15 protein-coding genes are annotated in these 23,902 nt (G+C 66.0%); 11 read left to right on the top strand and 4 right to left on the bottom strand.

Annotation, left to right across the window (positions count from 1 at the left end; genetic code table 11):
- The first annotated feature begins 157 nt into the window (after positions 1-157).
- From FHT98_RS17060 to FHT98_RS17035, 6 genes are all read left to right on the top strand, one after another.
- On the top strand, positions 158-2,572 hold the full coding sequence (locus tag FHT98_RS17060; RefSeq protein ID WP_142114738.1) for a glycosyltransferase: 2,415 nt from the start codon (positions 158-160) through the stop codon (positions 2,570-2,572).
- Between the two features lie 39 nt (positions 2,573-2,611).
- Positions 2,612-3,505, top strand: a complete 894-nt coding sequence (locus FHT98_RS17055; RefSeq protein ID WP_142114737.1) for an ABC transporter permease — start codon at positions 2,612-2,614, stop codon at positions 3,503-3,505.
- Positions 3,506-3,554: 49 nt separating this feature from the next.
- Complete coding sequence (locus FHT98_RS17050) at positions 3,555-4,664, top strand: hypothetical protein (RefSeq protein WP_142114736.1); 1,110 nt, start codon at positions 3,555-3,557, stop codon at positions 4,662-4,664.
- Between the two features lie 73 nt (positions 4,665-4,737).
- Complete coding sequence (locus FHT98_RS26655; RefSeq protein WP_185745198.1) at positions 4,738-5,298, top strand: CatB-related O-acetyltransferase; 561 nt, start codon at positions 4,738-4,740, stop codon at positions 5,296-5,298.
- A gap of 112 nt (positions 5,299-5,410) precedes the next feature.
- Positions 5,411-6,127, top strand: coding sequence for a class I SAM-dependent methyltransferase (locus tag FHT98_RS17040; RefSeq protein ID WP_142114734.1), 717 nt, complete (start codon positions 5,411-5,413; stop codon positions 6,125-6,127).
- A 125-nt stretch (positions 6,128-6,252) separates the two neighbouring features.
- Positions 6,253-6,846 carry a class I SAM-dependent methyltransferase gene (locus tag FHT98_RS17035; protein ID WP_142114733.1) on the top strand — a complete coding sequence of 198 codons (594 nt, stop codon included), beginning with the start codon at positions 6,253-6,255 and terminating at the stop codon, positions 6,844-6,846.
- Between the two features lie 180 nt (positions 6,847-7,026).
- On the opposite strand, the gene FHT98_RS17030 is transcribed toward FHT98_RS17035, so the two are convergent.
- The 3 genes from FHT98_RS17030 to FHT98_RS17020 form a co-directional block, all read right to left on the bottom strand.
- Positions 7,027-8,628, bottom strand: a complete 1,602-nt coding sequence (locus FHT98_RS17030; protein WP_142114732.1) for a DUF2793 domain-containing protein — start codon at positions 8,626-8,628, stop codon at positions 7,027-7,029.
- Positions 8,629-8,690: 62 nt separating this feature from the next.
- Positions 8,691-9,506: a glycosyltransferase family A protein gene (locus tag FHT98_RS17025; RefSeq protein ID WP_142114731.1), complete on the bottom strand. Its 816-nt coding sequence runs from the start codon at positions 9,504-9,506 to the stop codon at positions 8,691-8,693.
- A gap of 47 nt (positions 9,507-9,553) precedes the next feature.
- Positions 9,554-14,584, bottom strand: coding sequence for a glycosyltransferase (locus FHT98_RS17020; protein WP_185745196.1), 5,031 nt, complete (start codon positions 14,582-14,584; stop codon positions 9,554-9,556).
- 255 nt (positions 14,585-14,839) lie between these two features.
- Between FHT98_RS17020 and FHT98_RS17015 the strand changes: the two genes are divergently transcribed.
- From FHT98_RS17015 to FHT98_RS16995, 5 genes are all read left to right on the top strand, one after another.
- Entirely contained in the window at positions 14,840-18,316 is a 3,477-nt protein-coding gene (locus FHT98_RS17015) for a glycosyltransferase (RefSeq protein WP_185745195.1), read from the top strand.
- A gap of 138 nt (positions 18,317-18,454) precedes the next feature.
- Positions 18,455-19,900, top strand: coding sequence for a cytochrome P450 (locus tag FHT98_RS17010; protein ID WP_248309242.1), 1,446 nt, complete (start codon positions 18,455-18,457; stop codon positions 19,898-19,900).
- Between the two features lie 2 nt (positions 19,901-19,902).
- Positions 19,903-20,751 (top strand): lysophospholipid acyltransferase family protein, encoded by an 849-nt coding sequence (locus tag FHT98_RS17005; RefSeq protein ID WP_142114728.1) that lies wholly within the window; start codon positions 19,903-19,905, stop codon positions 20,749-20,751.
- Positions 20,752-20,787: 36 nt separating this feature from the next.
- Positions 20,788-21,603 (top strand): SDR family NAD(P)-dependent oxidoreductase, encoded by an 816-nt coding sequence (locus tag FHT98_RS17000; RefSeq protein ID WP_185745194.1) that lies wholly within the window; start codon positions 20,788-20,790, stop codon positions 21,601-21,603.
- A 58-nt stretch (positions 21,604-21,661) separates the two neighbouring features.
- Positions 21,662-22,450 carry a hypothetical protein gene (locus FHT98_RS16995; RefSeq protein WP_142114726.1) on the top strand — a complete coding sequence of 263 codons (789 nt, stop codon included), beginning with the start codon at positions 21,662-21,664 and terminating at the stop codon, positions 22,448-22,450.
- Positions 22,451-22,475: 25 nt separating this feature from the next.
- On the opposite strand, the gene FHT98_RS16990 is transcribed toward FHT98_RS16995, so the two are convergent.
- A complete protein-coding gene (locus FHT98_RS16990) occupies positions 22,476-23,801 on the bottom strand; it encodes a glycosyltransferase family 4 protein (protein ID WP_142114725.1) in 1,326 nt (441 codons plus the stop codon).
- Positions 23,802-23,902 lie beyond the last annotated feature (101 nt).

The following is a 23,902-nucleotide window of genomic DNA, read 5'->3' as shown; positions in this document are numbered from 1 at the left end:
GAACGGTAGGCTCTTGCCCGCCGAGTCATAACATGTGAGCACGAACGCATGGCAGATTGCCCGCGATCGTTGCACAGGCCGCGCCGGTTTCGATCGGTCGGCCCGCGATTGAATTGACGAGCGGCGGCAGGAGCGGGCGGGAGACGACAGAGAAGCGATGAGTATTCTCCTGCGACTTCATACATCGCTGCAAAATCGTCGGTTCGCCCAGGCCCTCCGGAAACGCGACCGACAGGCGCTGGCAGCGCTCGTCGTCGAGGGAGGCTTACGGCCAACACCGGAGCAGGCCCTTTCAGCCGCGCGCCTTCTGATCGACGGCGAGCGGGTGGAAGCGGCGGCTACCCTGCTTCAGAACGCATTGCGGGCTGAGCCGGGTCAGACAATGCTGATATCCGCCCTGCAGGAGGCCCGCCGGCGGATCGTCAGCATCGCTCCTTCGGCTACGGCCAAAAATCTGGCACACCGCGCCGATGCCGAGCGGGATGCCGGCAATACGGCCGCTGCCGCAGCGCTCTATCAGGAAGCGCTCGCACTCGCCCCCCACGCGGCGCATTGGCGCGTTCAGCGTGCGAACATGCTGAAGGATTCGGGCGAACTCGCAGCTGCCGAACTGGATTACCGCCAGGCGCAGCTGGAGCGGCCGGAAGATGCCGATATTCCGCTTCAGCTCGGTCGTGCCCTGAAAATGGCAGGCAGGATAGAGGAAGCTCGCGAGAGCTTTCGCGAGGCACTGCGGCGAGATCCGGTCAACCGAGCAGCTCACGATGAACTCGCCTGGCAGGGCGAGCCGCAAGACCATATCCACCGGACACTCGCCGCGCTCGAACGCGGGGAGCCCTCCGCCCTCTTTTCCCTCGCGGACGCTCTTGCCGGGCTGAGGGACAACTTCTCCCGGATCGAGAGATTACTGCCGTCCGTCTCGGCCGGCTCCGCGTTCCCATCCGAGCTCCATGATCTTTTCCGGCGTCACTACCCATCGCCGGCCGCACCGCCCCCCCGAAAGCACTTCCGCCTGGCCATCCTGTTCGATGCCGACGTCGGGACGGACCACAGCTTCCATACCCGGCTCGATGCGCTGATCGCACTGGCAAGCCGGCACGTTATGCTGATTGCAACCGGAACCGACGCGCGCCGAAGCGACGACATCATGCGCCGGGCAGCGCCCGAGGCAGGCAGGCACCTGCTCTGCAGGGCCGGGCTGACGCTTCCGGCGCTGGCCTCACTCCTCGTCGAGCATGACTGCCACGGCCTCCTGATCCTGGACGGTGAAGCCGTCCCCGATGCGGCCGCGCCGGGCTGGTTCGCCCTCGCGCTCGAGCGTGCCGAGACCGCGTATGCCGACGGCGAAAGCGGGCGCCTTTCCGCGCATGGGCAAATCGAACGTCACGAACCGATCCTGCGTTCGCGCCACGATTCGTATGGGGGCACCGCCGAACCGGGCAGCGCCTTCGCTCTGAGGCGCGAGACGCTGGAGAAGATTGCCACCGCGCAAGCCGGCCTGTTGCCGACCGTCGCGGCCCTCGGAGCAGCGGCAGCGAATCGTACAGCGCCGCTGCACATCCCGCTTTTTCTGGCTTGCGATCTTGGCGGCGTGCCGGCCTCGCCCCCCACGCCCGCGCCGATCCGGAGCGGCACACCCGTCAATATCGGCTGCGTGATCCCGACCCGCGACCATGCCGAGGATGCGGAGCGCTTCGTCCGCTCTCTGCGGGCAACAGCCCGCCACCCCGAAGCGCTGTCGATCGTCGTCGTCGACAACGGCGCTCTCGGAGAGGGATTAGCCGCGCTCGCGCGACTGGCGGGCGACGGCGTCAAAATCCTGCGGGATCACGAGGCCTTCAACTGGTCGCGGCTGAACAACCGCGCCGTGGCCGAACTCGGGGAGGCGCAGATCCTGCTCTTCGCCAATGATGACATGGAGATGCTGACGCAACATTGGGACGATGAGCTCCGCGCGGTTCTGGCCCTCGATGGCGTCGGCGCAGCGGGGGCGAAGCTCCTGTACCCGGACCGGACCATGCAGCATGCCGGGATTCTCTGCTCATGGGCAGGTCGCCCTGAGCATGAGGGCCGTGGCGAACCAGAGAGCGCAGCCGGCCCTGCGGGCCGCTGGCAGCGCCGGCGCAAGGCCCAGGCCGTTACCGGCGCCTTCCTGGCGACCGGCCGGGCCGAATACGAGGCGCTTGGCGGTTTCGACCCGGATTTTCCTCTCGCGTTCAACGACATCGATTTCTGCCTGCGACTGCGCGAGCTGGGCCACGACACCCTCTACACACCGCACATCACCTTGATCCACCACGAATCCAAGACGCGCGGCAGGTATGCCGCCGATATCTCGCAGGCGGCCCGTGCCGCTGCGGAGGACAGGCGCTTCAATGCACGCTGGCCCGCCCAGCTCAAGCTCGACCCGACCGTCAATCCCAACTGGTCCGAGGCCTTCGCGCCGTTCCGCGCCTATCGCCCCACGACGGATGCTGCTGTCCTGCATTACCTCGATGAACAGCTCGCGCCGGCGGGCAAGGCCGTGGCGAGCAGCCCCTCAGCACAACTCCACCCTGCAGAGGCGGAATAACGGCCGGCTTCACCGCAAAGCGCCCGGCACGCCGGGAGAATGGCCGGTAGCCCTGGCAACGCCCCGGATCAGCTTGGCCGATCCGAAGGAAGCGTGATACCCCAAGGCACGACAGCGATCGAACAGCCGAAGGCGAGCCCCGATTTGTCCAGCCAACCCACCCTGCGCGATACGCTAGCGGTCAAACAACGGGTCTACCAGGCCTTGATCGTGCGCTATCTGGTCGGGCGATACGGTCGAGGGAATATCGGCTTCCTCTGGGTCATCGCCGAACCGATGCTGTTCTGCAGCGGCGTCATGATCGTCTGGTCCGTTACGAAGGGCAGCCTCACGCACGGCACCAACGTCGTCGCCCTCGCCTACACCGGATATCTGCCCTTGCTCCTGTGGCGGCATCTGTCGTCGATGCAGCACCTTCTGAGAGGGGCCAAGCATCTCGTCATTTTCCGGGACATCCATCTCCTGGATGCCATCTTCACGCGATTTATACTCGATTTCATTTCGATTTCGGCCAGTGCCCTGATCGTCTACTTGTTCCTGCAAGCGATCGGCTCCTTGCCCGAAGCCTATGACTGGGCCGACATGCTCCATGGCTGGTTCCTCATGGGCGCGCTCGGTTTCGGCGCCGGCCTCATGATCGCGGCGCTCAGCGAACTCTCCGAGATCGTCGAGAAGCTCGTCGGGCCGTTCCAGTATTTTCTTCTGCCGTTCGGCGGAGCCTTTTTCATGGTGGGCTGGCTCCCGGATGCCGCCAAGGACATCATCTGGTACGTGCCTCTCGTTCACAGTTATGAATTGATCCGAGGCGGATATTTCGGCCCCGAGATCCCGACCTACGCAACGCCCGCCTATGCCTGGGCATGGGCGCTGGTGATGACAGGCCTCGGCTTCCTGACCTTCCGCCTGGTCGAAGACCATGTCGGCCAGAATTAGCAGAATGCACCTCCCCTTCAGGCGTTCTCCGATCCGGGCGGCGGCGTTCATGTGTCGGACGCGGATCATCGCAGCTATCAGCCACGCCGGAGCCATTGCGGGGCTTATTGTCGCCGCACTCGCCTCATTGCCGGCCGGAGCCCAGCCCGCTCCTTTCTGTCCGCTCGCCGAACGCCGCGAGGTCTGCGTGCGTCCGGCCTGCATCGTCGATCCGGCGGTGCCGAAGCCGAACTGGCACGATGCGGCCCAGTGCATGCGCAACCTTCGCGATGTCTGGGCGGCGAGCGCGAAGGATCCAACGGCGCGGCAAGCCAGCGCCGACTTCGCCCGCCGCTATGTCGAGTTCGCTATCATGCAGCCCTCTCAGGCTGCGCCACGCGACGGCGCAGCGGCACTGCTGGTCGAACGTAACCAGCGCGGCGAGGCCTTCAATGCCATGGGGCAGGGCGGGGTCGCCTATTTTCTCCTGCAATTCGCCCGGTTGGCGCAGGTGGGCGATACATCCGCCGCGGCTAACTGGTACCGCGAGCTGGCGGTCAGGGCGATCGAGGCCCTGCTGAACCCGGTCGAGTCAGGCGGTTTCGTACGCCGCACGCCCTGCGGAGACAAGGAGTGCGCCTGGTTCCACTCGGTGACGCGGCGCGACTGGAGCGGCAGCGAAGGCGGCACGCTGAACCAGGATCTGCACGCGATCCGCGACCTGCTCCTGATCGCCAATGGCCGCTTCGCCTTGCCGCCGGAACTCGAACAGCGCCTCGACGCGACTGTCGAGGCGGCGTTGCGACAATTGCTCGCCGGCACCGACCCGTCGACACCGACGCTCGACGGCTATTTCCCACCGGGTTCGCGCCAGAGCCTTGCCTTCTACGGGGCCAGGCTCGGCAGGCAGAGCGCGCCAGCCTATTATTATCTCGGCCGCGGCACGCTCGACTGCCACTATCATGTGCACGCGACGGAGTTGCTCTTCCAGATCATGACGGAAGCGGGCAAGCGCCCGCGCCTCGTTGCGCTGGCGCAGCAAGGCCTCGCTTGCGGCTCCCCGCTTTGGCGCTACGACGCCGCGATCAGGGCCGTGCGGGCAACTCCGGCACGCGCCACCTGCGACAGCCGCGACATCGCCCGATACCGGCCGCCATCGCCACTCCCCTGCGGCGGCTGACACACCGCGTCGTTCAATCCCACGGAGACCTGCGATGGCGGGACAGGCACAAGTTCTGACGGAGCCAAAAGCCGTGCTCCATCGCTGCCTCGTCTTCGCACCGGTCAAGGTAGGCTATCGCAGCTACGCGAACGACAGCGTCATCCGTGAGCACACGGCGATCGGCCGCTATTGCTCGATCGGCCGCCGTTGCACCATCGGCGCGGCCCGTCACCCGATAGACTGGCTCACGACTCATCCGGTCGTGCTGCAACCGGACATTGCCGGCGCCGGGCTTCCCACTCCGCGAGGCGCGGAGGAGGCGACCGTGATCGGTAATGACGTCTGGATCGGGGACAACGTCGTGATCATGCCTGGGGTGACGATCGGCGACGGCGCCATCATCGGGGCCGGTGCGGTGGTGACCCGCCCCGTTTCGCCCTACACGATCGTGACCGGCGTTCCGGCACGCCGGCTACGCTCCCGGTTTCCTGATGCCGTCGTCGCCCGCCTGATGGCGCTGCGCTGGTGGGACTATGGCGACGAACTGATCAGGGACCTGCCCTACCCGGATGTCGCAGCTTGCCTCGACCTGATGGTTCAACGGCTGGAGAGCGGACGCTTCGACGTGTTTTCTCCCGGCTTTTCACCGTGACCGGGCATCAGCACGCTTTCGGAGTCAAAACCGAATTGACGCAGTATCGTCAGGGCGTCTATCACCTCGACAGACGTGAAAGACACCTTCCTCACAGTCGAAATGGAACGATATGGACGAGTATTGGCGTGTCGTCGGCCCGACAATTCCGGAAGATCACACTGATCAGTATACAAGCTGGCGTCTAGCTAAAGAAACCTGGCGGAAAGGCGTGGATCTCAAGGTTCTCGACCTCGGATGCGGGGACGGCCGCGGCGTCGACTTCTTCCGCTCCATCGACCCGCAGGTGGATTATACCGGCGTCGATATAGATCATTCTCCGGAGGTCGACTCCCGCCGCCGCCATGATGCCCGTTTCGATACATTCGATGGCGTGAACCTACCCTACCCTGACGCCAGCTTTGATATGGTGTTCTCGCATCAGGTTTTCGAGCACGTGGCCAATCCGCTGTCGCTTCTCAGAAGCATCGCACGGGTGCTGCGGCCCAACGGCCATTTCGTCGGCTCTGCCTCGCAACTCGAGCCCTATCATTCGTTCAGCTACTGGAACTACACGCTTTACGGATGGTCCAAGCTGCTGGAGGCCGCCGGCATGGGAGTACTGGAATACCGGCCCGGCATCGACGGCTTGACCTTGATGCATCGTTCGCTCGATGGGCGCAAGGAGCGCTACGCGAAGTATTTCGCCTCGGAATCACCGTTCAACAAGCGGATTGAGCGCCAAATGAGACGACAGAAAGCCTCGGTCAAGCAGATCGTACACCGCAAGGTTGCCTACAGCGGACACCTGATCTTCAAGGCGGCGAAACGGGATGGAGAGCCAGCATGACGATCGCCGATATCGGCCCGCGCCTGAGAGACGAGACTCCAGCACCCCGGTGCCCGGTGTGCTGATCAACCGCGTTCGGTGATTATCGCAAGCGCAAGAACGTGCGCTGCGCGGGATGCGGCTCGATGGAGCGCACGCGCTTCATGTATATCGCGTTGCGCGACCTTACTCCCCCACCGAACGATCTACCGGTGGTCCATTTCGCTCCCGAGATGGCCATCCTCGAATTTTTGAGTGCGAAATACCCCAAGACATACCGGGCGGCCGATTTCGCGCCCGCAGAATATGCCTGGGTGAAGCAGCCGATGCAGCAGGTTGATCTCTCTCGCCCACTCGATTTCTTCGCACCCAATTCCGTGCAGGGTTTCGTTCACGCCCACGTTTTCGAACATGTCCCGGGTGACCTTCACCGCATCGTCAAGCAGATGAATATGGCGCTTGCGCCGGGAGGCTTCCATACTTTCTGTATTCCGTTCTTCTCCGATTGGTATCGGGAGGACATGAATCTCGCCATGCCGCATGACGAGCGTGACCGGCTTTTCGGCCAGTACGACCACGTACGCTCCTTCGGTACACGCGATACGGAAGAACGTTTGCTGTCGCTCTTCGAGGATTTCGAGCGCATCGACATGACCAAGGCCTATTCGCCGGCGCAGCTAGCCGCCGCCGCGACATCGCTGACGTCTCACACCGTGTTCCACTTCGTGAAGAAGAAATAGGCTCTATGGTGGATACCGCTCGGACGGAGTCGCCTTACCATCAAGGCTTCGCGACCTGGCGTCATCCCGAATGCTCATTGAGGTAGCCGGCCGGCAAGATGTTTCAGTCAGCTCGTATACTTGTTGGTGCCGTGCCCACTGGTTGCCTAAGCGAGCTTAGGAGTGATCCAGCCGGGACGCCTACCCGCGTGATGCTGCCTCGATACGGTCGACGCGCGCCGAAAGCTCCCTGATCGCCTGCACCATCGGGGCGATCAACTGATCGTAGCGCAGCGACTGGCGGCTGTCGGGATCGGCGGGATCGTCCTGCAACCAGATTCCGCAGTCGACGCCGGCCGCCTCCAGCGCCGCCCGCACCTCCTGCGCCATCAACCCGGCATGATAGCGGCTGCCCTCGCGGGTGGTCGCGACGGCCCGGATCTGCGCCGGCTCTCCGGCCTCCCCTGCCCCCAGCGCGGGCGCCGGCTCGGCCCGCTCCTCCACGAGCCTGCCGCCTTCGCGCCAACGGAACAGTTTCGGCCGCAAGGTCAGCACGAAGTCGAGGCCGAGCGGACAATCGCACACATCCGTCTTGAGCCGCTCGTCGGAGGCCTGGATGACGCCGCCCGCCGCATAAACGCTGGCCCAGCGATAGCTCGCGCTGCCGAGGCTATGAGCATTGTCGACGGCCGGCGACACCGCCCCGGCAACCGTGAGCCGCGCATGCGGCGCCGTTACGCCAAGGCCGAGATCGCCCGCCCCCGTCAGTCGCAAACGCTCGGTCAGGATCCCGCCCGCCGGCGTCGTGGAGAAACTCAGCCGGCCCGGTACCACGCCGCTGCTCACCGTTCCGTCGACAGCGGCGTTGATCGAGGCGGCGCGGAGGAACGCCGTCCCATCGCTGCCCTCGAAATGCATGCCGCCGAGCGCGTCGTTTGCGGCGGTGGCCGCGTGCGTCCCGATGGCGCCGCCACGGCTCTTGGCGAAGACGATGCCGTTCGGCCCGCCGGAGCTGCCGACCCAACGGCTGAACAGAATGCCGGACCCCGCCGAGGTATTGTTCATCTGGAAGGTCGGCCGCACCGAGAAGGCCGCGGCGATGTTGCTGATGTCGCCGGTCAGCGAGGTGATGAGATGGCCTTCCGACGTGAAGTGAAGACGCGTGCGATCCGCCGTGCGCAAATCGAGCTCGAGCGGCGTCGCCATCAGGCTCGACGTCCAGGCCGCACCATCCTCCGACAGCTTGAGCTCGAACGCCGCCGAGCCGGTGAGGCCGATTTCGGCTCGGCCGGAAAAGCCGGTCTGGAAGAGCACGCTTGCCGTGTTCTCGACGGCGATCCGGCTCACCGCGACGCGGCAATCGCCGCTTTCCTCCGCCGCGGCATGAAACAGCGCGGCAGACGAGCGCACTGCCAGGCGCGCGGGAAGCGCGGCTTGCGTGTTGATGCCGAGGCTGTCGGCCAGCTGCGATTTGACCGGCCGCCATGCACCCTCGGACCAGACCTTCAGCGCACCGTCCTGCTCCAGGAAGGCGACCCAGCCGGGGCGAGGCGGGACAAAGCGCCAGCCGCCGCCTTCCTCCTTCTCGGCGATGTCACCAACTGCCCCACCCCCGGCTGCGGCGAGCAGAAGCACGCGATCGCCCGCCTCAGCCTCGGCGGGCAATGCGCTCACCATGGCCTTGGCTGACAGGTGGACGATGTCGTCAAGCGCCATCAGCGCGTCGTTATGCGTGACATGCTTCTGCGCTTGGCCAGCGGCGAGGAATGGCAGGCCGAGACGCGGTGTCGAGAATGCAGACATGACGGACTCCCTGAGTGGAATCCTGTATATATGAAATAATTCCTATGTCAAGGATATTATTTCTAAATCTCTCGGCGCCGGATCTCGCCAAGCAGAGTGTCGCCGTAGCGTGTCCTGAAATCGGCTTCGATCGCGGCAATGGCGCGGTCATTGCCGCCCTGCTCGTTGAAGTTCTTGTAGAGCGAATGGTCTTTGGTCGTTTCGGGCAATGAATTGACCCGGTAGTCGGCATGAATCATGAAAACCGGCACATCGAGGATCGCGCTGTGCCATTTGAACCAGAGATCGTCGACTGTGCGCGCCAGCGCGACGCCGCGCTGCATGTCGAGCACGTCCGGATGGAAGAAGATGGTGTTGTAGAGCACGCCGTCCTTGCCGGTCGGCAGGTTCAGCACGCTCCTGGAGGCGCCCGGCGGGCGGCGCATCCAGGAGCGGTAGTTGATCCATCCGCTGTCGTCATAGGCCATCTGGTGGCCGCGATAGCAGACGATGCAGTTCTGCAACCGATAATGGAAATACAGGTCCGAAACCCAGCTCGGAGGATAGAGCGTGTCGTCGTCGGCGGTGACCACCAGCGAGGATTGCCCGAGCCGCTCCTCGAGCAGCGGCACGAGCTTGCGGTAGGAGCCGATATTGCGCACGAAATGGACCTCGATCCGCGGCGCATGCTCCTCGATCACCCGCATGCACGCATCCGGCAGCGCGTCGATGCCCTCGTCGAGAAGAAAGGCGTCGCGCGACACATAGAGGCGGATCGTCAGGCTGGGGTAGCTCTGCTGCGCCAGCGATTCGAGCGTGAGGTGAAGCGTCGGCAAACGCGCCCGAATGGTCGTCAGGCTGATCGTGATCGGTTCGGCGGTCGACGATGGGCTGGGCATGACAGTCTCGGCAACGGTGTGGCGGTTGTCTGGCGAAGCTCGCGGGATCACAGGCTCGCGCTGGTCGGCCTGAGCGGGAACGGAACTGTGAGCGGCAGCGCTTCGGCCGTCTCGGCGCCCAGCGCCAATAGTTCCGCCCGCTTCATGAAGGTGTCCCGCAGCAATGCGAGATAGTGGCCGCGGGTGGACGCAGCCGTGTTCGACAGGGATTGCGGTGTCGCCAGGCAATACATCAGCGGGCAGGGATCGTGGTGGATCGCATGGACACCGGCCCAGTTGCGGACCCGCTCGCGGAACTCGACGTCACCGCGCGAGCGAACCGACGCGAACAGGCCGAACTGGTCGAAGAGCGAGCGGTGGAAGACCGAGGTCATCGGACCATCCCCGAATATCTCGAGCGTATGCTCGAGCTGCGGGCGCCCCTGATAGTCCAGCCTGACATGGGCGGTGGTGCTCAGCCTGACATGGGGGTTGTCCGTCATCGTCGCGATCTGGGTTTCGATCTTCTGCGGATGGGCAAAATCATCGCAGTCGTTGATGGCAATGAACGGCGCCTCCGAATGGCGGATCGCCCAGTTCCGGCATTCATAGGGGCCGACATTGCGCGCCATGCGGTGAAAGCGGAAGCGCCGGTCGATGAGGGCGGCCTGCTGGATCAGCTCCGGCTCGATCTCGTTCGAGCCGTCGTCGATCACCATCACATCGAGGTCGGAATAGCTCTGCGACGCCAGCGACAGCATCACCTGCCGCATCAGATCGAGATCCGGATTGAACACCGAGCAGATCACCGTGACCTTGCCGGCATGGACCGCCGCAGGCCGCGCCGCCCTTTCGGCCGTCGCGATTCCGCTGAAGACGGTTGCCAGTCCACCCGTTCCGAAAGCGACCGGCTCGACGCCGCGCTCCCGGCACAGCCGCGCGATCGTCCGGTTGAAGTCGGAGAAATCATCGAGCCGGGTCTGGGCCGCCAGGTAAAGCGGTGCTTCGATCGGTGTTTCCGCCGGCAATCGCGACACGAACTGCTGCATCGTCTCACGGTCGCCCAGCAGCACGGCGGCCAGCAGGTGGTCGCGTTCGTCGAACCGCGATGGGTCGATGAGATCCGCGCAGCGCAAGCCCATCGTCTGCAATTCGACAGAATAGGTGCGCGTCAGCGCGGCGAATTCCTTCACAGTCCGGCCAGATGCGAAGAAGCGGGTCACCGCCTGCCGGACCGCCTCCGGATCGGCAGAGCGCAGGCTGCTTGTGAGCACGGCCGAAGGGTCCGCGAAACCCAGGAAATCGGCCAATGCAAGCCCGCTGCTGCGCAGCCTCAGATCGGGCTGGAGATCGTTGGCGACGATGGCGGTTGCAACGATCCGCGCAAAATCCGGGTCTGATAGCAGCGCCGGACGACTGTCGTCGATCTGGACCAGCGCCGTCCAGATCGTGCTCGGCGAGCAATAGCGGGCGATCAGATCGAAGACCCGGAAGACCGGCCGCGCGCTCTTGGACGCCAAGCCACCCTGCAACATGAGGGCGAACATGCTGGTTAGGGCCTCGGGCTCCAGCGTCGCAGCGAGTGCCTCGCCGACGGCGGTCAGAGCACCCGGGCAGTTGCGTGCCAGATGGGGTGCCTGTGGGCAGAAGGCAGCCGCGAATTCCGGTTCGAGGCTAAGCCGGCGAGACAGGCTCGCCAGAGCCGCGAGCTGCGCGTCCTCGACGGCCCCCGAAAGCAGGGTGGGCGCCGCCAGGGCAGATTTCATCCCCCGGTGCGCCAATTGCGGAAGGCCGAGCTGGATCAGGCGCTCGGCGACCTCAAGCGCCGTGGGGAGCGTGGCCGCCGGAAGCGCAGCGGCAGCTTCCGCGGCAGCGATGTGGTTGAGCCTGGCCAGTTGATGCCGCTCGGCCTGGACGATCCGGTCGAGATTTGCATGGCTGATCCCGCCTTCCATCCAGGCCAGCAATTCGGCTTGACTGCGCTGGAAGGCTGCGCCCTCGGCAACCGGCAGCGCCTGCTCCGGAATGACGAGAGGAAGATCGTCCGACACGATTTTGGCCAGGTCGTCCGCCCGCCAAACGGCAAGATCGATCCGCGCGATCGTGGCATGGTCGCCAGCGGGGATACGTTGCAAGACCCCCTTGCGCAGATCCCAGGTCATCGCGGCGAAGGCGGTACTGCGACGGCCGGCCCGTTCATAGGCCCGCAATGCATCGTCACGATAGGAGGCGCCATAAGGGAGGTCTGGACTGATCACCAGCACCGGCTCGTCGGGCGCCGTCTCGCTTGCTATGGCGGCCAGCCGCGCGCGGGCGCTCTCCACCCACGTCTCCGGCGCCTCCTCGCGCAGATCGATCACACTGATCGTCCCGGTCTGCGGCGCCTCTGCCGCCTCCGTTTCGACGACCGGGAATTCCGCCATCGCCAGTGCCGGCTGAGCGGCTCGTCGTCCGCCCTCCAGGCGCCCTCCGATCAGCAGGCGCCGCGCGTCGAAGCGGGACCGATGCCCCTGCAAGCTGACGATCTGCTGCGCGCCCGACAGATAGGCCAGGACGGGCCAGCTGACAGCGCCCGCCAACCGCACCACGCCGACCTCGCCACGCAGAAGCAGCGTATCGTCGTCGGCATGCGCATCGGCATCCGTGACCACCTTCGCCGAAGCCGTCGCCTCCAGCGCCTCCACGAGATCGTTTGGTGGGACCTGCAAAAGCTGTCGCAGGCAAAGCCAGCGCGCGCGGCGGTCGGGATCACCCTCGGCGGCGGCCTCTTCCGCGAGCGCGGCGCGCGCCTCCTCGGAAAAGACGGCAATCCATTCAGCCGGAAGCAAAGCGAGGCGCGCCGCTCTGTCCACGCCTTCAACTCCGGCCAGGGCGCGCCGAACCTCGCTTACGCCCAGCACGTCCTCGAAGGATGCATACAGAACAGCGGGATCGTCCGTCGCATCACGCAGGAGGCAGTCCAGCACCAGGCGCCTTGCGACCAGTTGCGGATGCCGGTCGGTCTGGGCAATGGCCAGCAGAAAGGCGCGCTCGATCCCCTCGGATGCGAGCGCGTGGTCGATCACCCCTGCGGCTTCGGGAACGCCCGGCGGATCGACCGGCAGGGCATCCTCGCGCCGCGGCCCGAAGGGCTGCCCGTCCTCGAATGTCAGGGTGAGCGCGGCGCGCTCGCCCGGTTGCAGGAGCCGAGCGAGCGGCACCGCAAAGCCGCAAGGCAGCGGCTCGGCCAAGCCCGCTTCCCGCGCGTGGGCCGGCGCATCGGCCGTCACCCGGATGGAGCGCCCATTATCCGCTGCGATGACGATCTCGAGCGGCTCGGCAATCGCCGTCAGGTTTGCGGCCCAGCCGCGGATCAGCCCGCCGGAGATATTCCAGGCGCCACAGACATTGATCCGTCCATCGCCGCTGAATGCGCCACCGCCGGCACGAAGCGCCATCTGGACATCCGGATCACGCAAGGCTCTGGGCGCGATTGCGCGTGCCTTCCGGTTGCCGGCCTCCGCATCGCCGTCCAAGCGCACCGGCATACCGAACAGGCCGAGCGCGACGATCGTGTCGCCCTTGGCCAGCACACCGGAGGATGTTGCGGCACTGTCCGGGGAGCCATCCTCCGCCCTATCGAAAGCGGCCCGCAGACCCGTCGCACCTGCCACATGAATCGCTCGACGCAGCGCCTCGCCTCGCTGCGTCGTCGCCTCGACAATGGCCGTGCCGTTGACTGGAATTGGCAGAGCGATATCGAAGACGCCCGGCGAGACCTGTTCCACCTGCGCCCCGGCGGCAAGCAATGACGGCAGGGGGAGTTTCTGGAGCGCGAGACTGGTTGGGGCTTCCAGAGCGAGTTCGCCATCGAGATCGAGCGATCCGATGCCGTTCAGGTCGAGACTGAACCGCGCACGGCCGAAACCGGCGGAGAGATCCGCCTCCTCGAAGACCGCGAATGTCGAGGTCAGCGGAAAATCCCGCGCGGTGAGCACGATGCTCAGATCAGGGCGAGGCGCTCCGTAGATCGCGCCGATCAAACAACCCGCATCGAGCTCAAGTCGCTCCCACCGCAATCCCGGAGCCGCATCGGCAGCGAAGGCCTTGCGGAAGCGCGCCAACTCGACGATCCCGGCATCGGTATGCGCCTCCACGACCGCAATGCGCGTTCGACCGTCGACGAAAAGCTGAGGTGGTGTGAAGTGGAAGGCAACCGCATCGGTGCCGGCAAGGCTCCTGGGCTGGAGATGGGCGGCCCCCGCCAGCGCGCCGTCGAGCCTCAGCGAGATTCGCGACAGGCGCTCGAACGGTACGGCGAACCAGCCCCGGACGCCTCCGGCGAGACCCGCGTCGACGAAGACCTCGTTCGGATCCGGCGCGTCGCTTCCAATGGAAACATCGCTGCTCGGCACGGGAAGCGATGTGCCATCCTCGAAAAACACGTCGACCGGCGTACCGATCGCGATATCGCCGGGCAGCTCGATCTGGAAACCATCGAAATGGCCTGACCCTGCCGAAAAATGGCAGGCGAGCCCCTCGATCTGTCGCCCCCCGCTCGAGACGATGACTTTGGCCGGGCCTTCCCCGACGATACTGCGCGCCTGCCCGACGATGATGCGGCCGTTACGGACGCCGTCGACGCTTCCGGCGAATTGCTGCGGTGCAAGGCGTTCCTTGCGCCCGCCCGAGCCCTCCAGGGCGCTCGGCTGCCCTGCCACTTGGCGGTCAGGCTGGGTACGCGGCTCCTCGCTCTCCTGGCCGCGCTTGGCGGCAGCCTTCAGGACGAGAATTTGCAGTTCCTCATCCGTCTCGGCGAGGATGCGAGGATCCTTAGACAAGCCCCTCACGGCCTCGAACGCCTCGCGCGCGCCGGGATCGTCGAGCCGTTTGAGCAGATGCGCCAGATGAACCCAGGGGTCTGCATCCTCCGGCGCGAGCTCGGCCGCGCGCCGATAGGCGGTCACGGCCTCCGCGAGCTGTCCGTTCTCCTTGAGCGCATGGGCGTATTGCACCCACAGGCCCGCCTCGCCGGACACGATCGCCAGAACCTGGGCGTAGGTCTCCGCGGCCTCACCCCAGGCGCGCGCGTCACGAAAGCCGTCCGCCTTTGCGGTCAAATCGACGATGAGCTGATCGCCCTTGCCGCCCGCGGAATATCTCTCGCCAGCCGCAAAAAGCTTCCTTGGTGAAGGTCTAAACTTGCGAGCAAAGCGCATCAAATCCATATCTTCGACCTTCTCCGCGTCGAACCACAACGCATCGCCGGCGCAGGCGAGTATTGTGCAATGCCGAATTTGCTGCGGGGAGCTTTACCCAATCAAAGCGCTATATGCGAGAGCAAAAACCGGTATTGATTACGTATGCGAATCTCCATGTTGCGTTTCGTCAGATGGCTCTCCTCTGCCCGGGGCGCCGGCGCTCACGCACATTCTGCCGACCCTGCGCTTCTAGCCGAAGCCGATGCGCTTCGCGATGACGCCCGCTGGGCAGAGGCTGCCGAATCCTATGCACGATTCCTGCAGATCGATGGCGCAAATCCGGCGATCCATGTCCAGCACGCCCATGCGCTGAAGGAGGCCGGCCGGCATCGGGACGCCCTTGCAGCCTATGCCCGCGCCATCGCGCGCGCTCCAGACGATCCCGACGCAATCCTTCACCAGGCCCATCTGCTGAAACGGATCGGCGACCCGGCCGCGCTCCAGGCCTTCCGCCGGCTCGCCGAGCTCGATGCCTCTGCCGTCTCGGCAGAAGAGCTGTCGCGGCTCGAGGCGCTGTTCGGCGATCGGGCGCCTCGCGGCACGATCGAGGCGCCATCGTCGCCCCCTGCCGCAATCGCGCCTCCACGCCCGGCAGCCCGCGTCGCCGTGCCTCTTCCCCCCGGTTTGCATCCGCGACGCCGGGCCGTTCGCTTCGTCGCCGACATCGCCACCGACGCACCGGTGCCGAAATTGCGGATCGTGCTCGATGGCTGCGTGTTGTGGAGCGGAGAAGTCGAAACACGGCCGGGGTCGCGTTCTCGCCAGATCGACGGCGTCTTTTCTTTCCCCGAACCTGATCGCCCGACGGATTGCCGCGACGTGCGGATCGAAGCCCTCACGGGCGGCATCACGCCGGCACGGGCCTCGCTGTCATTGCCTTATGCTGCGCGCTTCGAAGGCGAGTTCACGCTAGGGCCACTGGGACATAACGGGGACCGCGCCGGAATCGCCCGTTTCGTCGACGATCAGCAGCTGACGATCACACCAGCTCTGCGAGCGACGGACTCGAACGGCGTGCTCGTCCCGATTGCCCTTACAGGCTGGAAGCGCGAGGGAGCGGGATTCGAGATCGCCTTTACAACCACTCATGCCGGTGCGTTGCAGCTTTACCCGATGTGGAGCACGCATGCGCTCGTAGGGAGCGACGCCAGCGAGGCGCATCCGGACGCAGCCGCGCCGATCGAGGGTGAGGACGAGGTGGCCGGGCGCATTCTCGGCTTCGATGACGGCCATGTCGAAGGCTGGGCGCTGCGTCCCGGCCAGCTTGATCGCACGGTGATCGTCGATATTTTCGCCGACGCAGTACTGGTCGGTTGCGGCTGCGCCGACCAGCCGCGGGCCGACCTGGCCGAGACGATCGGCGGCACGGGCGCCCACGGCTTCCGCATCGCCCTGCCCCGCGGCCTGCCGGAGAATGCCTCGCTGAGCGCCCATGCGCGCGGCAGCGCAACGGCGTTCGCAACCGGCCGCCTTCCCGCCCAGTCCGCAGGCATCCTGCTCGCCCCGGCAACAGAAGCTGTTTCGGCTGTCTTGGCCGAGACGGTGTCGACATCGGCGCCGCGATCGATAGCGGCGCTGCTGCTATGCGGTGACGATGCTGCCTGGTGCGCCGAGACAGGCCGCGCGATGGCCGGACTGGGGCTGCCGGTCCATCGGATCAGCGAGGGCGATGCGAGGTTCCCCGAGCGCTTCGATGCCGCGCTCGCGCAGATCGAGCAGGACCTCGTGCTCGTGCTCGGCGAGGCCACCATATGGGACAACGCGGCTCTCGCCCCGATGGAGCGGGCCCTTGCCGCCTCCCGGGCCGTTCTCGCGGTCCCGGTCCTGCAGCCGCCGCGCCCCCTGGAGGTTCCGGGCGCGCCGGACCGCTGGGGCTGGTCGCTCGACCTGTCGCATACGGGCAGGGTCCTGCAACCGTCGCCGCCCTCGCCCTGGCTCGCGCAGGCCGCGGAGGCCGGCGACTTCATGGCGGTGGCCAGCGCCGACTGGCCCCTGGCGAGCCTGATCGATCGACGGCGCTGGCAGGCCTGGGGAGGCCTCGCACGATCCTGCCAGCCGGAAACGGATTCGCCACAGACCCCGATGGAACTGATCGCCGCCCTTGCGGAAGCTGAGACGCTCCTGGCAGCACACGCTACCCTCCGGCTGCGTGGCCCGCAGCCGACGACGCCCATCCCGCTGCCGGAAGCGCCCGCACGCCGGCTGGTTCACCGCCTGAGGACATATCCGCTCTCCGCCGGAGCCGCCTCCGCAAGACCGCCGGTCATCGCGCTGCTGGTCACGACGACGCAGACCGACGCCCTCGAGGGCGATGCGATCGTCGGGCGTGAATTCGGGTCGGCATTGTCGCGAATTCTGCCCCATGCGGAGTTCCGGCTGATCCCCCGGGGCCCCGATGGCGGCGCGGACTTGGCCGGTATCGATGCCGTCATCTGCCTGCGCGACGATTGCGACCCGCGGCGCTTCCGCAACCTCTCGCCATCCTGCCGCGTGGTGTTCTGGATCCGCAACTGCTTCGACGCCTTCCTGGACAGCGGGAACTGGCGGCGCGCCGACGAGGTCTGGATGTCCTCCGAGCGCGAATGCGCGCGCTTTCGCGAGCATACCGGACTGCCGGCCCGGCTCCTCAGGATCGCGACCAACCTGCACCTGTTCGGGGCCGCTCAGCCCAACGCCGCGCTCGCCTGCGACATCTGCTTCACCGGCTCCTACTGGGGCGTTCATCGCGAGATCGCAATCAGCCTCGTGCCTGAAATACTCGATGCCACCGTACGCATTTTCGGCGCCGGCTGGGAGGCGGTGCCGGAGCTTGCTGCGGCCGCGCAAGGCCCGGCACCCTATGAGCGGATGCCCGCGATCTACGCGAGCGCCAAACTGGTGATCGACGACGCCAACCATGTCACGGTCAATAGCGGCTCGGTGAACAGCCGGGTCTACGACGCGATCGCCGCCGGCGCCCTGCCGATCACCAATGGCATCGCAGGCGCATATGAGGCCTTCGGCGACCTGTTGCCGACTTATCAGGATGCCCATGGCCTGACCGGGCAGATTCGCCGATGGCTGGCGGATGAGCCCGGTCGCCAGGCGCGCGTGGCCGCGCTTCGCCGCCTGGTCATGGAGAAGCATGGCTTCGAGCACCGCGCCCGGGATGCGATGCGTTTTCTGTCGGAGCCGGCGGATGTGCCGTTCATCGCGGTGACGGGAGACGGGCCGTGTGCCCGGGCGGCGGATCAGGCCCCGCCCGTCGCGCTCGGCCCGCTCATGGCCGCGCTCGCCCGCGCCGGCTGGCGCGCCGACTGGATCCCGCCATCGGATTGGAACGGGCCGCTCGCGGCGGCCGCCGATATACGCCTGCATGTCGGCGCCGCGCCGCCCCCCGCCGGACGGCCCGGCCAAAGCTCCGTCGCCTGGATTCTGTCCGATGCCGACATGTTGTCGCCCCGCATCGTCGGGCACGAGAACGCCCTCTTCGTTCCCGCCGAGCCAAGGCGCGCCATGCCCGACCTGCCGGAAGCAGTCCTGACCCTGGATTGGCCGGACCAGGAAGCAGGGTTCGAGGCGATCACGGCCCGTTTAGCCAGCCTGCTCTGATGGAACGCACCATCCCCGGAAGCGTTGAACCCGCCGCGAGGTCGCTGTAACGATGCCCGCTCGGACAGGTCTTCTGAAATCTCGGATATCGCGCAGCGTAATGGCTTCCCGTCGTGGTCAGTTTCGGTCGATTGCACCATGATGTCGGCAGTATCCCTGCTTTATCGCAGCCCGCAGACGATCGAAGAGCGTGGCCGCGACGCGTTCATCCCAGCCCATCCCGAGCCCTTGCAGCATGATCCCAATCTGCTTCAGATCATCATCGGAGCTCGCCGCAATCTGATCGCGGGCTGGACCGAGGGCCACTATCGCTCCGGCATCGACAGCTTCCGGATCCTGGGCCGGCAGATCGTGTTCGTGAACAGCCCCGAACACATCCGCTACGTCGTCGTCACCCGGCACGACAATTTCGAGCGGAAGAGCCCGCAGATGCGGCGCGCGCTCGAAACGCTGCTGGGAGACGGCCTCTTCATCAGCGAGGGCGAAACCTGGAAAAAGCGCCGGCCGCTGGTCGCGGACATCGTCCATAAGCGCCGCCTGCCCGAATTCGGCCAAACGATGGAAGATGCCGCGCTCGCCGTCGCGGCCGAATGGGCCGGCCTGCCCGCCGGGGCGGAAATCGAGCTCACCGAGGAAATGGGGCGCCTCACCGCGACGATCATTTCGCGCGCCGTGTTCGGCAACAACATCGCACGCGACGCCGCCCAACAGGTCATCGACGGCTTCAGCGCCTATCAGCACCATGCCGATTCCTTCAATCTCGGCTATTTCCTCGGCGCGGACGAAGGCTGGCCGGCCTTTGGCAGCAAGCGCCGGCGCCGGGCGGTCGCGATGGTGCACGGCGTCGTCGAGAACGTCATCAACGCCCATCTCGCCGGCGAGGGCGATGCCGGCTCGATGGTCGACCTGCTGATCCGGCGCAACCAGAAGAGCGGGGGAGAGCCGCTGGACGTCGCGGCGCTCCGCAACGAGGCGGCGACGATCTTCATGGCCGGGCACGAAACCACGGCGACGACGCTGAGCTGGGCCTGGTACCTGCTGGCCAACGCTCCCTGGGTCAGGCAGAGCATCCATGACGAGATCGCCGCGGCCTGCGGCGACAGGCCGCCGACGCTCGCCGACCTGCCGCAGTTGCGCTGGTGCCGGGCCGTGATCCAGGAAACGCTGCGGCTCTATCCGCCGGTTCCGTTGCTGCCGCGGCAGGCACGCGAGGCCGACCGCATCGGCCATATCGACGTCGAGAAGTCGGCCCTCGTGATGATCGCGCCCTGGCTTTTGCATCGGTCCCCCGATCTCTGGGACAAGCCGAACCATTTCCTGCCGGAGCGCTTTCTGTCCGGCGCACGGATCGACCCCTTCGCCTATATCCCGTTCGCGGTCGGCCCACGCATTTGCCCCGGCATGAATTTCGGCCTGGATGAAGCGACGCTGTGCCTGGCCATTCTCGCCCAGCGCTTCGAAGTTCTGCCGCGCGAGGGTTACAAGGTCGAGCCGGTCTGCCGCTTGACCCTGCGCCCCAAGGGTGGTCTGCCGGCCCGCGTGGTTGCGCGTGCGCCGCAGCAAGCGATCCGACGGGACGATTAGCCATGCAGGCCCTGGAGAGAGTGCTGCATCGCGCCCTACGGCGCCTGCCGATCCCCCTCGTTTCCGATATCGGCGCCCGGCTGGCCTGGCTCAAGATCCGGCTCATCGATCCCAAGGTCGCCCGGAAGGCCCGCGACAATATCCGGCGCCATTTCCCGGACATGCCCGCGGCCGAAGTCGAAAGGCTCGTCTGGCGCTTCGTCGACAATGTTGGGCGTCTCATGGCCGAATTCTCCATCGTCCACCGTTTTGCGGAGTCGGGGCGACTGGAATTCGTCGGCGCCGAAGCGGCCCGTGCCCAGGTCGGCAAGGTGCCGACGATCGCGCTCTGCCTGCATCTCGGCAACTGGGAGGTGCTGGCTTCGGCCATGCAGATGATCGGCGTCCCGGTCGCCTCGATCTCGGAGGTGCCGGAGAATGCCGCCCATCGTGATATCGCCGATGCGACGCGCAGCGGCTTCGACGTCAAGGTCCTGCCGCCCGACCGGAACGGGGCGCTCCGGGCCTTGTCCATCCTGAAGGGCAACGGCGTGCTGGCCCTGTTCCCCGACGAGAAGCGCGGCGGCACGATGATGGCGCCCCTGTTCGGGCGGCCGCCGCACGCCAAAGGCAATCTCGCGCTGGCGGCGAAGCTCGCCCGGCGCACCGGGGCGCAGCTCGTGGTGGTCTATTGCGAACGGCTGGAGGGCGTGCGCTTCCGGCTGCATTTCGAGGGGCCGTTCCACATGGATGCCGGTCCGAGCGATCCGCTCGCGGATGTCGCCTTCCTCAACAGCCGGATCGAGCCTGCGATCCTGCGCCATCTCGACCAGTGGTACTATCTGGACGACTCGCTCGGCCCGATCGCGTAGACCGGACGCACCGCAATCCCCCACGGAGAACGCCCCGTGCCAGCGCCCTCCCCGCCGAAAGTGGCCGTCATCTCCGGCGGCTCCAGCGGTATCGGCCTGGCCTGCGCGCGCGTGCTTCTGGGGCGCGGCTACCACGTCGCCCTGCTGGCCCGCGACCCGGGCCGACTGCACGATGCCGCGGCTGCGCTCGGGGCCCCAGCGCGCGTCGATCTCCTGCCTGCCGATGTCGCCGATGCGGCAGCCTGTCAGGCAGCCATCGCCGAAATCGCGTCCCGGCACGGACGGATCGACTGGCTGATCACCTCGGCCGGCATCGTCGAGCCCGGCCTGTTTCGCGATCTCGACCTCGTTGCCCACCGGGCGCAGATGGAGACGAATTATTTCGGGACACTCCACCTGATCCAGGCGGCCGTTCCGGTCATGCGCGGCCATGGCGGCCGGATCACGCTGGTCTCTTCCGGCGCGGCCTTCATCGGAATCGCCGGCTATAGCGGCTATGCGCCCGGCAAGTTCGCCGTGCGGGCCCTTGCGGAGATCCTGCGCCTCGAGCTCGCGGAGGACGGCATCGTCGTCAGTTTCGTCGCACCGCCCGATACTGAGACGCCGCAGCTGGAAGGCGAGAGACCGAAGCGCCCTGCCGTGACCCGTCTGATCTCTGAACAGGGAGGCACGATGAGCGCAGGTCAGGTCGCCGAACGGATGATCACCCAGGCCGAGACGGGAGCGTTCTTCCTGTCGCCCTCGCGGACGATGGCCTGGCTGGCGCGGTTTCACAGCCTGTACAGACCGGTCCTCGCATGGCAGCAACGGCGCATCCTCAAGCGAAGCCGAGGGACCGACCAAAAACCATGAGCGTATCGACAGCACGCCACCGCCGGGCGATCGGAACACGCGCTCCGCGAGCGCTCGCATGATTTATATCAGCTATGGCATCACGAAATCGGCGAGCACCTTCCTCTACCAGATGACCGAAGAGGTCTTCAGGGCAGCCGGGCGGCCGGTCGTGCGGCTCGGCAAGCCGTTCCGGAAGGCGGATTCCGTCGAGAACTATTTCAACTTCATCGATCATGAGCTGCTGAGCCAGATCCAGGCCCAGATCGGCGACAGGGACATCATCCTCAAGACGCATGGCCCGCCGCGCGGAAACGTGGCGCAGATGGTGGCCGCGGGCGAAGTCCTCGCAAGCGCCTCCATCCGGGACCCGCGCGAAATCGCCTTGTCGATGGTCGATCACGGCACCCGCTCGCGACGCTGGCGCAACAATGCGTTCTCGGAATTCGTCGATGTGGCGGATACGCTGAACTCGATCGATATCCAGCTCGGCTGCTTCCAGGACTGGGCTGATACCGGCGCGCTCAAGGTCTTCACCTACAACGCCATCTGCTACGACAGCCCGGCCGTGATCCGGGCCATCGCCGAGCAGATCGGCGCGACCATCGATGCTGTGGCCGTTCTCGGCAAGTTCCGCGACAAGGGCGTCATCGGCCAATTCAGCAAGGGCAAGGCGCTGCGTTATTCCGAGATGAGCGCCACCGACCAGGCCGTGTTTCGCGAGCGTTATGCCGCGCTTTATGCCGCCTACGCCTTCGACACCGATGAGGCCCGCCGCGTCGCCGCGGAACAGGCGTCGCTCACGCTGCGCGCCTCAGGAGAGGTCGCGCAGTTCATCACCATGCTGCGGCGGCGCTTCGGCTTCTGAAGGGCGCTGGCCGAACCGGATCGCCTCAGCCGAGAACGCGATCATAGACCGCCTTCACCCGCTCGGCATGTCGTGCCGGGGAGAAGAACTCGGCCCGCTTCCGCCCGCGTTTGACGAGCTCCGCGCGCAGGTCGGCATCGGCATCCAGGGTCCGGATCGCATCGCGGATCTCCTCGATATGGTAGGGGTTGACCAGCATCGCCGCGTCGCCGGCCACCTCGGGCAGGGAGCTGGTGTTGGAGGTGATCACCGGGGTCCCCAACATCATGGCTTCCAGGATCGGTAGCCCGAAGCCTTCATAGAGCGAGGGGAAGAGGACACCCCGCGCGCCGCGGATCAGGGACAGGAGCGAGCCCAGTGGGACATAGGGCAAGCGCTGGACGCGCCGTTCCGGCCGGATATGCGAACCGTCGAACCGCCAGCTCAGCAGGCGCTCGTCCTTGAGCATCTCGACATCCTGCTCGTAGAGCCAGCCGAGGCCGCCGACCAGGATGAGCGGCCGGGTCGACCCCGATGCGGCATAGGCCTCGACCAATCGCGAGATGTTCTTCTTGGGCTCAATGGCGCCCAGGAACAGGAAATACTCCTTGAACGCCAACCCGTAGCGATTGTCGACGTCGCGCGCCGCCTCCTCGTCCGAAACGGACAGGGCCGCCTCGCTCATCGAGACCGATTGCCAGGTATTGGTGATGCGATCGTCCGGTATCTTGAAGAATTCCTGGACGTCCTTGCGCGTGAACTCCGAGACCGTGACGATGTGATCGGCCTTCTCCGCGAGATGCTTGATCATGGAGTAGAAGTATTTCTTCCTGTCCAAAGTCGCGTAGGGCAGACGCAGCGGCACGATATCGTGGATCGTGTAGATATTCGCCGCGCCCTTGACGAAGGCCGGCGTCGGGCGCGTCACATGGAACAGGTCATGCCGCCCCTCGGAGCGCACCGGCATGCGATGCCCGAAGCGGTTGAAATGCATGGAGGCGCGCTCCCAGAGCCGCACCGCGCCATAGGTCGGATGGCTTCGCTCCGTAGAGGCGCCGGAACCTCGGTCGACAACGATGCGCGGGGCCGGGAGGCGCTGGGCCTTGACGCCGCCGGGGACACCGGTCGTCCAGTCGATCGCGCGGGCGACCTGCTTCAGCGGATCGATGGCCTTCGGATCGACGGCATCGTTGAGGACGACTTCCGACAGAAGCGGGTCCCGGCGGTTGATGCGCTGTTCGGTACCGATCAGCAGTTCCACATCGTAACCCAGGCCGGTCGCCGTGCTCGCGAGGTTGCGGGCATAGGTCGCGATGCCGGTCCCCTGCTTGAGCAGGGTCGCGTGGGCTTCGAGGAGGATATTCTTCGGCACCGGCTCAGGCCCCTTCTTTGACGGTCTCGTTTCAGGCGGTCGCCTGCAGAATGATGCGGCCAGGCACGCTTCATCAAGCTCCGATCCGGACAGACCGATCG

Origin of the sequence: Allobosea sp. AK1 (assembly GCF_006714945.1) — a bacterium.
GTDB classification, from domain to species: Bacteria; Pseudomonadota; Alphaproteobacteria; order Rhizobiales; family Beijerinckiaceae; genus Allobosea; species Allobosea robiniae.
Note: the sequence above shows the minus strand (reverse complement) of the source record. Positions and strands in the feature narration are given on the sequence as shown.

Bases quoted from the DNA above. Each gene is read 5' to 3' on its own strand.
- FHT98_RS17060 (WP_142114738.1), top strand. From the start codon at position 158: ATGAGTATTCTCCTGCGACTTCATACATCGCTGCAAAATCGTCGGTTC.
- FHT98_RS17055 (WP_142114737.1), top strand. From the start codon at position 2,612: ATGGCCGGTAGCCCTGGCAACGCCCCGGATCAGCTTGGCCGATCCGAA.
- FHT98_RS17050 (WP_142114736.1), top strand. From the start codon at position 3,555: ATGTGTCGGACGCGGATCATCGCAGCTATCAGCCACGCCGGAGCCATT.
- FHT98_RS17040 (WP_142114734.1), top strand. From the start codon at position 5,411: ATGGACGAGTATTGGCGTGTCGTCGGCCCGACAATTCCGGAAGATCAC.
- FHT98_RS17035 (WP_142114733.1), top strand. From the start codon at position 6,253: ATGGAGCGCACGCGCTTCATGTATATCGCGTTGCGCGACCTTACTCCC.
- FHT98_RS17030 (WP_142114732.1), bottom strand. From the start codon at position 8,628: ATGTCTGCATTCTCGACACCGCGTCTCGGCCTGCCATTCCTCGCCGCT.
- FHT98_RS17025 (WP_142114731.1), bottom strand. From the start codon at position 9,506: ATGCCCAGCCCATCGTCGACCGCCGAACCGATCACGATCAGCCTGACG.
- FHT98_RS17015 (WP_185745195.1), top strand. From the start codon at position 14,840: ATGTTGCGTTTCGTCAGATGGCTCTCCTCTGCCCGGGGCGCCGGCGCT.
- FHT98_RS17010 (WP_248309242.1), top strand. From the start codon at position 18,455: ATGATGTCGGCAGTATCCCTGCTTTATCGCAGCCCGCAGACGATCGAA.
- FHT98_RS17005 (WP_142114728.1), top strand. From the start codon at position 19,903: ATGCAGGCCCTGGAGAGAGTGCTGCATCGCGCCCTACGGCGCCTGCCG.
- FHT98_RS16995 (WP_142114726.1), top strand. From the start codon at position 21,662: ATGATTTATATCAGCTATGGCATCACGAAATCGGCGAGCACCTTCCTC.